At 70.0% G+C, this 13,640-nt stretch carries 15 protein-coding genes; 6 read left to right on the top strand and 9 right to left on the bottom strand.

Annotation, left to right across the window (positions count from 1 at the left end; genetic code table 11):
• Window positions 1-38: 38 nt before the first annotated feature.
• Entirely contained in the window at window positions 39-290 is a 252-nt protein-coding gene (locus ACGFJ2_RS54145; RefSeq protein WP_357955189.1) for a hypothetical protein, read from the top strand.
• On the opposite strand, the gene ACGFJ2_RS54140 is transcribed toward ACGFJ2_RS54145, so the two are convergent.
• The gene (locus ACGFJ2_RS54140; protein ID WP_393482546.1) at window positions 272-562 is read right to left on the bottom strand and encodes a hypothetical protein; all 291 of its coding nucleotides are present in this window, start codon (window positions 560-562) and stop codon (window positions 272-274) included. The two genes, ACGFJ2_RS54145 and ACGFJ2_RS54140, sit on opposite strands and share 19 nt — an antisense overlap.
• On the opposite strand from ACGFJ2_RS54140, the gene ACGFJ2_RS54135 reads away from it, so the two are divergent.
• Window positions 488-1,030: a Tn3 family transposase gene (locus ACGFJ2_RS54135; RefSeq protein ID WP_393482378.1), complete on the top strand. Its 543-nt coding sequence runs from the start codon at window positions 488-490 to the stop codon at window positions 1,028-1,030. The genes ACGFJ2_RS54140 and ACGFJ2_RS54135 overlap by 75 nt on opposite strands.
• Window positions 1,031-1,205: 175 nt before the next feature.
• Here the strand turns inward: ACGFJ2_RS54135 and ACGFJ2_RS54130 are convergent, their stop codons facing one another.
• Window positions 1,206-1,856 (bottom strand): TetR/AcrR family transcriptional regulator, encoded by a 651-nt coding sequence (locus ACGFJ2_RS54130; protein WP_357955185.1) that lies wholly within the window; start codon window positions 1,854-1,856, stop codon window positions 1,206-1,208.
• Window positions 1,857-2,001: 145 nt separating this feature from the next.
• On the opposite strand from ACGFJ2_RS54130, the gene ACGFJ2_RS54125 reads away from it, so the two are divergent.
• The 3 genes from ACGFJ2_RS54125 to ACGFJ2_RS54115 all read left to right on the top strand — a co-directional run bounded on the left by ACGFJ2_RS54125 (window position 2,002) and on the right by ACGFJ2_RS54115 (window position 5,174).
• A complete protein-coding gene (locus tag ACGFJ2_RS54125; protein ID WP_393482375.1) occupies window positions 2,002-3,663 on the top strand; it encodes a cytochrome P450 in 1,662 nt (553 codons plus the stop codon).
• A gap of 328 nt (window positions 3,664-3,991) precedes the next feature.
• Entirely contained in the window at window positions 3,992-4,768 is a 777-nt protein-coding gene (locus tag ACGFJ2_RS54120; RefSeq protein WP_393482372.1) for a sensor histidine kinase, read from the top strand.
• Window positions 4,728-5,174 carry a hypothetical protein gene (locus tag ACGFJ2_RS54115; protein WP_393482369.1) on the top strand — a complete coding sequence of 149 codons (447 nt, stop codon included), beginning with the start codon at window positions 4,728-4,730 and terminating at the stop codon, window positions 5,172-5,174. Before ACGFJ2_RS54120 ends, ACGFJ2_RS54115 begins: the two co-directional genes overlap by 41 nt.
• Window positions 5,175-5,456: 282 nt before the next feature.
• Here ACGFJ2_RS54115 and ACGFJ2_RS54110 read toward each other — a convergent pair whose 3' ends face one another.
• Window positions 5,457-6,209, bottom strand: coding sequence for an alpha/beta hydrolase (locus ACGFJ2_RS54110; protein WP_393482366.1), 753 nt, complete (start codon window positions 6,207-6,209; stop codon window positions 5,457-5,459).
• 132 nt (window positions 6,210-6,341) lie between these two features.
• On the opposite strand from ACGFJ2_RS54110, the gene ACGFJ2_RS54105 reads away from it, so the two are divergent.
• Complete coding sequence (locus ACGFJ2_RS54105; RefSeq protein WP_393482363.1) at window positions 6,342-8,765, top strand: M28 family peptidase; 2,424 nt, start codon at window positions 6,342-6,344, stop codon at window positions 8,763-8,765.
• Between the two features lie 76 nt (window positions 8,766-8,841).
• Here ACGFJ2_RS54105 and ACGFJ2_RS54100 read toward each other — a convergent pair whose 3' ends face one another.
• The 6 genes from ACGFJ2_RS54100 to ACGFJ2_RS54075 form a co-directional block, all read right to left on the bottom strand.
• Window positions 8,842-9,738, bottom strand: a complete 897-nt coding sequence (locus ACGFJ2_RS54100) for a helix-turn-helix domain-containing protein (protein ID WP_393482360.1) — start codon at window positions 9,736-9,738, stop codon at window positions 8,842-8,844.
• A 52-nt stretch (window positions 9,739-9,790) separates the two neighbouring features.
• Complete coding sequence (locus tag ACGFJ2_RS54095) at window positions 9,791-10,501, bottom strand: hypothetical protein (protein ID WP_393482357.1); 711 nt, start codon at window positions 10,499-10,501, stop codon at window positions 9,791-9,793.
• Window positions 10,502-10,517: 16 nt separating this feature from the next.
• A complete protein-coding gene (locus ACGFJ2_RS54090; RefSeq protein WP_393482354.1) occupies window positions 10,518-10,814 on the bottom strand; it encodes a hypothetical protein in 297 nt (98 codons plus the stop codon).
• Between the two features lie 251 nt (window positions 10,815-11,065).
• Entirely contained in the window at window positions 11,066-11,542 is a 477-nt protein-coding gene (locus tag ACGFJ2_RS54085; protein ID WP_393482351.1) for a hypothetical protein, read from the bottom strand.
• Complete coding sequence (locus ACGFJ2_RS54080) at window positions 11,539-12,501, bottom strand: FAD:protein FMN transferase (protein ID WP_393482349.1); 963 nt, start codon at window positions 12,499-12,501, stop codon at window positions 11,539-11,541. The genes ACGFJ2_RS54085 and ACGFJ2_RS54080 overlap by 4 nt, the downstream gene beginning before the upstream one ends.
• A 64-nt stretch (window positions 12,502-12,565) precedes the next feature.
• Entirely contained in the window at window positions 12,566-13,600 is a 1,035-nt protein-coding gene (locus tag ACGFJ2_RS54075; RefSeq protein ID WP_393482346.1) for a zinc-binding dehydrogenase, read from the bottom strand.
• Window positions 13,601-13,640 lie beyond the last annotated feature (40 nt).

Here is a 13,640-nt window from a genome sequence, read left to right as displayed (position 1 = left end):
CCACCCTGCGCTCCTCCTACAGCTCGTACTACCGGCAGATGCTGCCGCCGCTGCTGAACACGCTGGGCTTCAAGTGCAACAACACCGCGTATCGGCCGGTGATGGACGCGATGAGGCTGCTGAAGAAGTACGCCGATGTCGACGGCAAGACTCGTTTCTACGACGCCGGTGACGAAGCGCCCATGGACGGCGTGGTGCGCAAGGACTGGCGCGAGGCGGTCGTCGCGGAGGACGACCTGCCCGGTGACTTCGAGGCCACCCGAGTCGTGCACTACGCCGCGATCCGGTAGCCGCTGAACCCGAGGGCGTTTATCGCAGATCTGAAGAAGCGCATGACCGCGGGCCTGGACCAGCTGTCCGGCGCGCTCGCGGACGGCTCGGCGGGCGGCGTGAAGGTCACTAGTCGCAAGGGCGAGCGTGGATCACCATCGAGCGTGACGTCCTCCAGCGCCGCCTGCTGCTGGCCTTCTTCGCCCTGGGCACGAACATGGGCATCCGGGCGATTGTGGCGACCGGCGAGCACGGCGAGGGCGAGGCCGCATTGCGGCATGTGCGTCGGCACCTCATCACTGTCGACAACCTGAGGGCCGCCGTCACCAGGCTGGTGAACGCCACCTTCGCCGCCCGCGCCACCGCATGGTGGGGTCGCGGCACCGCGTGCGCGTCGGACTCGAAGAAGTTCGGGTCCTGGTCCTCGAACTTCATGACCGAATACCACGCTCGCTACGGCGGCAACGGCGTGATGATCTACTGGGACGTCGAGCGCAAGAAGGTCTGCATCTACTCCCAGCTCAAGAGCTGTTCGTCGTCCGAGGTCGCGGCGATGATCGAGGGCCTGCTGCGGCGCTGCACGGACGCTGAGATCGAGTCGAACTACGTCGACACGCACGGCGCGAGCGTGGTTGGGTTCGCCTTCACCGAGCTGCTCGAATTCCGGCTGCTGCCCCGGTTGAAGAACATCGGCAGCATCCGCTGGTACCGCCTTGACGACACCCCGCCCGGCTGGCCGGCCCCCTCGGCTCCTCACTGACCCGCCCGATCCGCTGGGACCTGATCGAGCAGCAGTACGACCAGATGGTCAAGTACGCCACTGCTCTCCGGCTCGGGACGGCGGAGGCCGAGCAGGTCCTGCGGCGCATGCCGCCCGATATGGGACAGCAGGCACGACGGCCGAACGGCGGCGCACATGCCGCGGACGGGCCCGGTTACGCGACGACGCTGGGAAGGAGCCGGTCCAGGTCGGACAGGGGACGCCGGGAGATCTCGTGCGCCTCGTCGGCGGGGATGCCGAAGGTGCGCAGGAGGTCTTCGGTGATCTGGTCGGTGGCCTGGGCGTCGTCGCGGTCCGGCTGGGTGTGCAGGAGTTGGCCGAGGCACAAGGCGGTGCCCGCGGCGATGGTGAAGGCGAGTTCGGGGTCGCCGACGGTGAAGCGGCCGGCTTGGACGCCGGCCTGGATGTCGCGTCGCACGCGTGGGGCGATGCCGTGTTCTGAGGTGGCGATGGCCAGGCCGGTGTTGAGGAGGACCTTGCTGAGCTGGGGCTGGCGGCGGTGCAGGCGGCCGGTGAGCCGAAAGCTGAAGGCGAAGACTTCGGCGGGGTCGTCCATATCGCGGGTCAGTTCGTCCAGCGCGGCGCCGTGTCGGCCGAGGGCGTCTTCGACGGCGGCTCGGAAGAGTTCGTCCTTGCTGGAGAAGTGGTTGTAGAAGGAGCCCATGCCGACGTCGGCGGCCTGGGTGAGGTCGAGGATCGCCGTGTTGGTTCTGCCGTCGGCGATGAAGGTCTGGGCCGCGCGGATGAGCGCGGCGCGGGTGCGCGCCTTGCGCCGGTCCAGGCGGCTCGGTGCGGGGTCGGCCATCTGTATGTCTCCTTGGGCGGTGGTGCGCGTTCCACTGTAGTAGAGACCGTCAACAGTGACGGATTCCTCACTTCTGTTTTGACAAGTCATTACATGACTGACGGTAGTGTCCATAAATGACGAAATCGTCAGAAAGGAGAAGTCCTTGCCTATCGCTCAGCCCGCGCCCGGGCTCCGTCCCGTTCGGTCCCCGCGCGGGATCCCGATCCTCGGCCACACGCCCCAGATTCCCGGCACCAATCCAGTCGCCTACTTCGGCGAGCTGTCCAAGCAGTTCCCCGAGGGCCTCTTCAGCATGGACATCGCCGGCCAGAACAACGTCTTCGTCTACGACCCTGACCTGGTGGCGGAGGTCTGCGACGAGACCCGCTTCGGCAAGCCGATCCTCCCGCCGCTGAGCCACGTCCGGGACTACGCCGGCGCGGGCCTGTTCACCGCCCATGACGATGAGGAGGTCTGGGGCATGGCGCACCGGATCCTCATGCCGGCCTTCAGCCAGCGGGCCATGAAGAGCTACTTCGGGCAGATGCTGGAGATCGCCCAGAACCTGGTGGGCAAGTGGGAGCGCAGGCAGGGACGGCTGGTCAAGGTGACCGACGACTACACCCGGCTGACGCTGGACACCATCGCCCTGTCGGGGTTCGGCTACCGGTTCGACTCCTTCCGCGACGAGGAACTGCACCCCTTTCTCACGGCGCTGCTGCACGCGCTGGTGGAGTCGATGCGGCGCTCGCAGGAGCTTCCGGTGATGACCAAGCTCCGCAAAACCGGCGACAAGACGTACCGCGAAAACATCCAGCTGATGCGCGAGCTGGTCGAGACCGTGATCAAGGAGCGCCGTCAGGGGAGGATCATCGAGGTCAAGGCCGCCGGCGTGTGCCTGTCGGACCTCCACCTGATCGACGGAATCCTCGTCCCCCTGTACCCCAATGCCCGCGACGCCGTCACCATCGGCCACGAGGTCTCCGGTGTCATCCACGCCCTCGGCCCCGGCCTCCGGCGTGGCCTGACCGTAGGCACCCGCGTCATCCTGGAGGCCGGACAGAGCTGCGAGCAGTGCGCGGACTGCGCGCGCCGCCGCCCCTGCACCCAGGTCCACACCCGGGGCATCGACTACGACGGTGGCTGGGCCCAGTACGCCATCGCCCGCGAGGACACCCTCGTCCCCATCCCCGACAAGCTGCCGTTCGACCAGGCCGCGATCATCCCTGACGCGGTCTCCACCTCCTACGCCGCCGTCGTGGCCACCGCCGGGGTGCGCCCCGCGCAGGCCGTGGGCGTGTGGGGCGTGGGCGGAGTGGGCGCGCACAGCCTCCGCGTCGCCCGCCTGGTCGGAGCCGCCCCGATCATCGCCGTCGACCCCCTGCCCGGCGCCCGGGAACGCGCTCTGGGCTTCGGAGCCGACATCGCGCTCGACCCGGCCACCGAGGACTTCGCCGACCAGGTACGTGCGGCCACCGCCGGCCGCGGCCTGGACTTCGCCTTCGACTGCGCCGGCGTGGCCGCCGTCCGCGAGCAGGCCGCCGCGGTGCTCGGCCTCAACGGAGCCCTCATCCTGGTCGGCATCACCCCCAAGCCGCTCACCCTCAGCGAAGGCCTGACCTTCAACTACATGGGCAAGCAGATACGCGGCCACTACGGCGGCACCCCCGGGTCCGTCTCCGAGCTGGTGCGGCTGGCCTCCAACGGCCGGCTCGACCTGGCTCCCTCCATCTCCGACCACATCCCGCTCGCTGACGCCGCCGAGGCGATCCACCGGCTGGAGCACAAGATCGGCGACCCGATCCGACTCATCCTCGTTCCCTGACGGCAGAGGACGACCGGCCCGCGCACGTGTGGGGGCGGGCCTCGTCCTTTGTCATTTTCCCGAGCGCCCGAAGAGAAACGACAGCGACATGACCAACCCCGATTCCTCAACCGCCCCGGACATCTATGAAAGCGGTACTGCACCTGGACGATGCGCGGTGTGCGGCAGCAGCTTGCCGGTGAATATGCCCGCCAACAGCCCCGATTTCGCCGATCCTGATCGAGACAAAGGATCGACCGCCATCACGTGTCCAACATCTCGGCATGGCTGCGAGGATCCACACTCGCTCTGTGCGCGCCGAACTACGACAATCCCGATCGTTCCCGACATGCTGAGAGAGCTGGAGCAGGAGCTTCAGAAGAACCGGCAGTTCGCCTCCGACGCCTCACACGAGCTGCGCGCGGCCTTCGCGGGACTGCGCGTGGAGCTGGAGGCGGCCCACCTGTATCCCGACCAGACCGATCTCCACGACCTTCTCGCCAGGGCGCTGAGAGGCGTCGACCGGTTGGATGCGATCCTCACCGATCTGCGAGTGCTCGGCGAAATGGAGGCGGGTCCGGCCGTGGAGCCGCAGCAGGTCGACCTCGCAGAACTGGTCCGGGACGAGGTCTGTCGACGAGTCGATCGCCTCCCGGTCCAGCTCCGCCTGCAACGGGGCGTGACCGTCCAGGCCGTCCCGATCCGGATCTCCCGGCTGCTCACCAACCTGCTCGACAACGCTCAACGGCACGCCAAGCGGATCGTCGAGGTCCGGGTGAGCCGCGCGGGCGACAACGCCGAGATGACGGTGGCCGACGACGGAGGAGGCATCGCGGAGTGCGAGCGGGAACGAATCTTCCAACGCTTCACCCGCCTCGGCGCCGCACGCCGCCTGGATCGCAAGGGCACGGGCCTCGGTCTGGCGATCGCCCGCGACATCGCCCAGGCGCACATGGGCACCCTCCACGCCAGGAAGTCCCCAAGCGGCGGGGCTTGCTTCGTGCTGCGACTTCCCCTCAGTGCAACGGCCCCCATCGCGACCGCGGTAAATACCGGATTTACTGCGGCAGAGGCGGGGCGGACGCGTGAGCCTGATCGCCGCCGACGTGATCCCGCTCGGACATGACCGGCCCGGCACCGCCCAACTGCTGCCCCGCCTGCTCAAGGGACGGACCCGCGGCCCGCTCTTCCTCGCCGGCCGGCGCGCTCCCGCCGCCGGACGCCGCGCGCCGGCCCTGGGCGACATCTGCCCGGACACCGGCCGAGGCCGATTGTCCTACCCACGCGCCGAGTACCTGTTCAAACAGGCATCCAAGCTCCACCACCCGCACAGCACCGGATACACCCTGCACCAGCTGTGCCACTCCGGGCTGACCCACCTGGCCGTCAAGGGCCGCGGCACCGCCGACCTACAGGCCAACTCCCGCCACCGGCACCTGGCCACCCTCGGCCTCTACGTCCGGCTCGGCGAGGAGACCGCCGCCCGCATCACCGCCGAGAACGACGAGCACCACCGCCAGCACCGGCGCTGATCTCGCATCCCACCTGCCAGGACCACGGAAAACGGCGAAGTGCTTCCCGGCAACCCGCCATCTTGAGGGCAGTCATCCCAGGTACGGCCCTAGATCAACTGCCTGGCGTTGTTTTTGGTCTGGAAACTACGGACGGGCCTCTACAGCGCGCCGCCGGGATCCCCCGGCGCCGAAGCCCTGGCTCTGCTGAATGTCCTCGGAATCGAGTACGTCAAGGCGAGCAGGTCACTCGGACGGAGCGATGCCTCTCCCGTCCGCGATCGGCCACCCGAGCGGGCCACCTCACTCGGCCAGGGCGCGGCGCAGGGCCGCGCCGAGTTCGGCGATCTGCCGCTGCGACACCTCGGCGGACAGGATCGCCTGTGACCCGTGGAAGGTGCCGGGCCACTGGTGCAGCTCGGCCGACACGCCCGACTGCAGCAGCCGTAGCGCGTACGTGATGTCTTCGTCGCGGTTCGGGCAGAATTCCGCGGTGGCGATGTAGGCGGGTGGCAGGCCGGACAGGTCGTAGGCTCGCGCCGGGGCGGCGTACGGCGTGGCGGGTGCGGAGCCCAGGTAGTGCCCCCATATTGCGGTGACTTTGTCGCGATTCATCCACGGGGTGTCGGTGAAGTGCCGCGCCGACCACGTCTCCTGCCGGTCGTCGAGTCCAGGCTGGTTGAGCAGCTGGAAGCGGATCGGCGGCCCTTGCTCGTCACGCGCTCGCAGCGCCACCGCGGTGGCGAGTCCGCCGCCGGCGCTGTGGCCGCCGACCGCGATCCGTTCCGGGTCGACGCCGAGGTCTGCGGCGTTCTCGGCCGTCCAGGTCAGCGCGGCGTAGACGTCGTCCAAGGCGGCCGGGAACCGATGCTCGGGGGCCAGCCGGTAACCCACCGAGACCACCACCGAGCCGGAGACGTTCGCGAGCCGGGCGGCCCAGGGGTGTTCGGTGTTCAGGTCACCCATGACGAATCCACCGCCGTGCCACCAGACGATTGCGCCCTGCGGGTGGTGCGGGCGGTAGATCCGCACCGGCACGTCCGGATCGGCGGGCACGATGCGGTCCTCGATCTCCAGGTCACCGGTGTGGCTTTGCCCTGCTCGACCGGGGGCTGCGGAAAACCGCAGGTACGGGCGGGTGAGCGCCTCATTCCGCGGGGCAAGTGGCCGGGCTTAGCCTTCCTGGCCATGATCGGAAAGTTGTTCGACGTCCCACGGCGGCTGCCGGCCGGGCTGGCGGCCCTGCTCACCCTGATGGCGGTGATCACGCTGTCCGCCATGGCCGACAGCACCATGCAACCCCTGCCGGCCACCGCCCCGAGCGCGCAGTTCAGTGCCGAACGCGCGCTGGCGCACCTGAAAGAGTTCGCCGCCGAGCCGCGGCCCATCGGCAGCCCGGCGAGCGGCCGGGCCAGGGACTACCTGGCCGGGCAGTTGCGCGCGGCGGGGCTTCAGGTCGAGATCCAGCGTTCGGTCGGCGGCCGGTCCGCCGCGGGGCTGGCGACGTTCGGCCAGGTCGACAACATCGTGGGCCGGCTGCGGGGGACGGGCTCGACCGGCACCGTGCTCATCGCCGCGCACTACGACTCCGCGGCCATGGGACCGGGCGCCTCCGACGACGGCGCCGCGGTGGCCGCGATGATCGAGACCGTCCGGGCGCTGCGCACCGGTCCCGGCATGCGTAACGACATCGTGCTGCTCATGTCGGACGGCGAGGAGGACGGCGTGCTCGGCGCCGAGGCCTTCGTCCGCGACCACCCCCTGGGCAAAGCCGGCGGTGTGCTGCTGAACTGGGAAGCCCGCGGAGTCAGCGGCCCCTCGTTGATGTTCGAGACCACCGCCGGCAACTCCCGCCTGGTCGAGACCTTCGTCCACGCCGTCCCCGCGCCGCGTGGTCACTCCGCCATGGTGGAGGTGTACCGGCTGCTGCCCAACAACACCGACTTCACCCCGCTGACCAAGGCCGGCTTGACCGGCATGAACTTCGCCTACATCCAGCGTTCCTCGCTGTATCACACCGCGGGCGACTCCATCGCCAACCTCAACCGGGGCAGCCTGCAACACCACGGCACCAACATGCTGGCGCTGACGCGCGCCCTCGGCAACGCGGACCTGCGGACGCTGACCTCCGATCAGGACGTCACCTACTTCCGCGCGCTCGGCACCATGATCACCTACCCGGCCCGGCTCGTCTGGCCGCTGGCGGCGCTGGCCCTCCTCGCGGTGGCGGGCCTGGCGCTGCTGGGCCGCCTCAGGCGGCTGCTGAGCCTGCCCCGGCTGATCATGGCCGCGGTCTCGGCCGTGGTGCCCCTGGTGCTGTCGGCCGCCCTGGCGCAGGGATTGTGGGAACTGCTGGTGGCCTGGCGGCCCGCCTACGACCTGATGGGCGGGCTGCTGCACCGTCCGCGGCCGTACCAGGCGGCGATCGCGGTCCTGTGCGCGCTGGCGGTTCTCGGCTGGTATCTGATGCTGCGGCGCAGGCTCGGTCCGGCGGCGCTGACCGTCGGGGCGCTGACCTGGCTCGCCGGGCTGGGCGTGCTGTGCGCTCAGGTCGCTCCCGGCGCGTCCTTCCTGTTCGCCCTGCCGGCGCTGCTGGGCTCGCTCGGCTGCCTGGCCGCCGCCTTGTCGCGCGGACCTGCCTGGGCGCGGGCGGCCGCGGCGATGCTGGGCCCGGTCACGGCCGCGATGCTGCTGCCGTCACTGGCCGGGGACGTCTTCGACGGGATGGGGCTGGCACTCGGCGGGGTGAGCGCGCTGATACTGGCACTGTTCGGACTGACCGTGGTGCCGATCGCGGAACTGTTCCTGCCCGATCCCGCCACCCGCCGCCTGCCCGATCCCGCCACCCAGCGCCTGCCGGATCCCGCCGCCCGGCTCCTGCCCGACCCCGCGGCCCGGCTCCTGCCCGATCTCGCCATCCGGCCGAAACGCGCCGTCCTCCTCCCCGTGTCTCTGGTGGCCCTTCTCCTGACGACGGGACTGGTCGCCACCGGGCTCGCGGCGGACGACTTCGACGCCGGCCAGCCGCAGCGCACGCACCTGGCCTACGTCATGGACGCCGACACCCGCACCGCTCACTGGGTCAGCGCCGACACGGACCCGCCACAGTGGACCAAGCAGTATGTGTCCGGCCACGACACCTCCGGGCTGCCCGCCGGGTACGCGCGAGGCACGCTGTGGACCGGCCCCGCACCCGCGATCGCCGCCGACGGCCCGCGAGCCACCGTTTTGGCCCGCCGCGAGGGCACGCTCAAGCTGCAGGTGACAGCGGGGAAGGGCGCGCGCTCGGTGACGCTTAGGCTCGACCAGCCGATCACCCGGGCCACCGCCTCAGCCGGCCGGTTCGGGTCGGCGAGCGTGCCCGTGACCGGTACGCGAGCCGGAACCTGGCCCTCAGAGATCCGCTTCCGTGGCATCCCCGCCCAGGGAGTCCAGATCACCCTGCGCATACAGGAAGCGGACCGGATTCGCCTCACCGTCATCGGCGAGACCGACGGGCTGACCGCGGTGCCTGGCTTCATCCCCAGGCCACCGCACCTGGTCGCGGCCACCAGAGAGGACGGCGGCCTCATCGCGGTCACCCGCGGTTACACCTTGGCCGGAGACGCTTAGACCCACCTGCCGTCCGGCTCGGGCAAGGGGGCGTGATGATCACGGGTCGGCCGTCATGGGCAAGGGCGCGCGCGGATTACGGGTCGGCCGTCACGGGTTCGGACCTGTCCATGTCGAGCAGAACCATCTTGTCGTGATCGGCTGTCCCCGGCTCGGCGTAGAACATGACGAAACGCTGGGCCAGGGTGCCGTCCAGCGGCATCGATTCGTAACCGAGGCGAAGGTCACCGACGTCGGGGTGGTGGAAGGTCTTGACACCCTGGGCGTGCGGTTTGACGTCGTAGCGGCTCCATAGGTCGGCGAATTCCCGGCTCTTCACCAGAAGTTCTTCGACCAAGCCGGTCAGGCCGGGGGCGGTGGGATCCGTGCTGGCCAGCACCCGCAGTCGGCCCACGCAGGCGCGGGCCTGCTCGTCCCAGTCGTCCAGCACGTGGGGGGCCTGGGGATGGAGGAACACGTACCGGGCGATGTTCCGTGTTTGCGGCGGCTGCGCGTCCAGCCCGGCGAAGAGCCGGAGCCCGCTCGGGGTGCAGGTGAGCACGTCCAGCGTGCGGCTGAGCACGAAGACCGGGTTGGGGCGCAGTTCCTCGAGGAGCACCAGGACGCCTCGGCGAACCTCGCGCGACGTGGGGGTGGGCGGCGCCTCCGACGTGCCGCGGGTGGCTCGTGCGGCCAGATCGTACAGGTGCTGGTGCCCGTACGCGTCGAGGCGCAGGGCTCCGGCGAGGGCGTCGAGGATCGCGGTGCTGGGATGGGTCTCCTTGCCGCGTTCGAGACGCGCGTAGTAGTCGATGCTGACGCCGGCGAGCGCGGCCAGCTCCTCCCGGCGCAGACCCGGAGTCCGGCGCGGGCCGCAGGAGCTGAGTCCGGCGTCCTGGGGTGCGACCTGGGCTCGCCTGGCTCGCAGATACGATCCGAGCCCACTCTCGACGTCGGGCACCGCGTCATGGCGACTCCGCGACTCACGTCCCATATGTCTAGTTTGACGCTTATATGGTGATGCGTCACTATGGGCCGCCGGCGCCTTAGGTGACGGCGATGGCGGGAGCCACGCGCGCCGATCCGATGCCGCGGTCGGGCTTGCCGAGCCGGAAACGCACCTTGCCCTTGAGTACGGTGCCGGATTCGGCTTGGCCTTCGGTGAGGCCCTCGCCGGGGAACAGCGTGAACGTCCATCTCGCGTTCGATTCGCAGTCGGGCAGGTCACGCCCGCTTTGCAGGACTCGCGCGCCCCAGAGCTGACGGATCATCAGCGCCCTGGTGTCCGTGCCCGCCACCGTGAACGACGCCGCCGGCCCGTCCACGATCTGGTGGTGACTACCCAGAGACGGCCCATAGACCCCGGTGACCGTGGCGACCATGGTCCACGGCCTGCCGGGCCGGACGCCGAGGACGCCTGCCGGCAGCCGCGCGTCGAACACGTCCTCGGTCGGCGTGCCGAGCTGATCCGCTCGCATGGCCGCGGTCATCGGGCGCCGGGTGTCCAGCCGGTCGGGGTCGGGTATCAGCAGGATCCCGTACGTCGTCTCCTCCGCGAAGCGAGCCGAGGCGAAGTGGTTCCGAAGCGCCAGCACCGCGCGCCCGGCGGCCTCCCACAGATCGTCGGAGAACGCGGCCGCCAGGTAGTCAGGCGTCACCGCCGGTAGCCCCGCCCGCGCCACCGCTTCGGCCACGGATTCGCAGCACGACCACCCGGACTCGGCCAGCCGCGCGACCTGCTCGGCCTTGAACGACATCACTCACCCCCGATCGTCACAGATCCTTCTCATCGAGTACACCCTCATACAGGCCCGCCAACTCGGTCGTCTCCACGATCTCGGCGAGCCGCTCCAGTGCGTCCGGACGGGTCAGCGCCGCACGCTTGTCCTCAAACTCGGCCAGGGACATGTCCAGCTCAAGGACCGTGATCACCTGCCGGTCGTCGGCGACATTGCGCGAGACGCTGACCTTCGCGGGATAGCCGTCCGTATCCTCCGGAACCCAAGCTTCCTTGAACTGCTCATACGTCACACCCGCCTTCAAGGTTCGTACGAACACCGCACGCAACATCGCTACCCCTCCATATGAGAAACGGACCGCCGGACGCGCCCGATGCTCACGATACGGACACCGAGTTCCCGACGGCGAGCGTGCGACGACCGCTGTTATCGGGGTTCTCTCCGCAGTGAGAGAAGAACGCCGGCAGCGTTGTTGGTTGGGCCGGCTGGGGCATTGGCGGCGTTATCTTCCTGGCGCCTGGCTGCGCCGGATCGCCCTGGCTCCTGGTTCGGCAAAGGCCGCTCCGCCGGCGCCCGAGCGGGTCAGTTCGCCGCTTGCCGCTTTATCTGGTCCAAGGCGTCGTTGAAACCGACCGGAGTGCCGCTGGAGCCGGCCGTGCGGGACAGACGGACGTCATCGAGGTCCTTGCCGACGACCATCTGGGTTACGGCGGTGGCGAACCGTTCCTGGTAGTCGCGGGAGGTCGGATTGGTAGCGTGCGGTGCGACGGCCACTCGGGTGATCACGTCGTCGTCGATCGTGAGCGTCACGGTGATGTGGGAGGGCCCGCCGCCGTAGGTGCCGGTGGCGGTGTAGGCGCCGTCGCGGTACTGGGAATCTCCTCGCGCCGACGCGGACGCCGGTGGCGGTGATGGTGACGAGGGGGCCGACGAGGGTGGCCTTGGGGGTGCGGTACCGGCCTCGGGTTCGGTGCCGGCCGAGCAGCCTGCGCCGGTCAACGCGAAGGTCGAGGCGGCGATCGTGAGCAGTGCCGTGGCGGTGCGGTTCGGGGCGGTCATGAGCGGTCCTCCTGTGTTTCGGGGCCGAACAGGGCGCCGGGGAATCGGGATGAGATCTCAGCGCGTCCGTCGTCTAGCAGCCGGACATAGTCGAAGGCGAACGAGCGGCCCAGCGTGCGCGGGTCGGTGACGAACAGGGCCGTGGCCAGGGCGTCGGCGTGGGCGGCGTCGTCCGCGACGACCCAGGTGGCCACCACCTCCGCGGCCGGGATCCCGGTGCGGGCGTCCAGGATGTGGTGCAGGCCGTCCCCCCAGGCGCGCCGGTTGACGGCCGAGGCGCACAGCGCCCGATCACGCAGGTCGGCGACGCCGATCACCTGGGACGGGTCGGCGGGGTACTCCAGCCCGATCCGGATCGGTTGCGGCCCGGCATGGCGCAGGTCCCCGCCCGCGTCCACCACGAATGCGCCGATCCCGGATTCGGTGAGCAGAGCGGCGACAAGGTCGACCAGGTACCCCTTGCCTGCGGCCCCGACGTCCACGACGACCGGGCGGCCAGTGGTGAGCACCGTCCCCTCCCGTACCGTGTCGCGTCCCCAGACCGGCCGCGGCCCGGCAGGCCAGGCCGCGGGGGCGACGGGCCGCAGGGTGTAGGCCGCGTCGTAGCCGAGCAGTTCCAGCTCGCGGCCCACCAACGGGTCGATGGCGCCGCCGGTGACAGCGGCCAGCCGGTCGTACAGGTCGAACAGGGCGGCGGCGTCCTCGGGAAAGACGAACCGGCCACCCTGCTGCGCGGTGGCGATCCGGGAGACCAGCGAGTCCGGCCGGAAGCGTGAGTAGGCCAGATCGAACCGCTCGATCCGGTCCTGGATCTCAGCCCGCACCCGCCCGTCCAGCAGTTGGCGGGTCTCGATCTCCCAGCGCGTGCCGATTGCGTCGAACGCCCAGATCGCCTTGGCCGGCCCGCCGCCCTGCGCCGTACCGGTCGCCGGAGCGGGGTACTTCGTGGGCATGGTCATGCCTCCATAAGGGGGATGCCGGGAAGGACGGCGCGGCTGCTTTTGTCCGGCGCTCTGTCGAAGATCAGGGGCGGATGAGGACCTTGAGGGCTTCGCGGTCGGCCATGGCGCGGTAGGCGTCGGGGACCTCTTCCAGGCCGATGGTGCGGTCGAAGACGCGGCCCGGGTCGATGACGCCGTTCAGGATGTCGGGCATGAGTTCCTCGATGTAGGCGCGGGCCGGTGAGACGCCGCCGGTCAGGGTGATGTTCCGCATGATCATGGCGGGGCCGATGGGGCCGTCCTCGTACTGCGGAACGCCCAGGCGGCTGATCGTGCCTCCGTCGATGACTGCGGCGAACGCGGTCCGCAGGGCCTCCAGGGCGCCGACGGCCTCCACGACGCGGTCGACGCCGTCGCCCCCGGTCAGCTCGCGCACCCGGGTCGCGCCTTCGTCGCCGCGTTCGGCCACGACGTCGGTGGCGCCGAAGTCGCGGCCCAGGTCGGTGCGGTCGGTGTGCCTGCCCATGAGGATGATCTGTCCGGCGCCCAGGCGCTTGGCGGCGAGCACGGCGGACAGGCCGACCGCGCCGTCGCCGATGACCAGGACGCGGTCGCCGCGGGTCACGCCGGCGGTGACGGCGCCGTGGTGGCCGGTGCCCAGCACGTCCGAGAGCGTCAGCAGGGACGGCAGCAGCGGGCTGCTCTCTTCCACGGGGAGCTTGACCAGGGTGCCGTCGGCCTGGGGGACCCGCACTGCCTCGCCCTGGCCGCCGTCCACGCCGTCCAGGCCGTAGCGGCCGCCGTGGCGGCAGGAGGACTGCAGGCCCTTGCGGCAGAAATCGCAGGTGTTGTCGCAGTAGGTGAACGGTGCGACGACCAGGTCGCCCGTCTTCAGGGCGCTCACCTGGGAGCCGGTGTCCTCGATCACGCCGAGGAACTCGTGCCCCATCGGGCGTCCGGTGGCGGTGGTGGGCATGGACTTGTACGGCCACAGGTCGCTGCCGCACACGCACGACAGGACCACGCGGACGATCGCGTCGGTGGGCCGCTGGATCTTCGGGTCGGGCCGGTTCTCGACGCGGACGTCGCCGGCACCGTACATCACGGCTGCACGCATGACGTGCTCCTTTAGATTTCGGGAAAGGGTGGTGAACCCA

The organism is Nonomuraea sp. NPDC049028, assembly GCF_043197735.1.
Classification (GTDB): domain Bacteria; phylum Actinomycetota; class Actinomycetes; order Streptosporangiales; family Streptosporangiaceae; genus Nonomuraea.
Note: the sequence above shows the minus strand (reverse complement) of the source record. Positions and strands in the feature narration are given on the sequence as shown.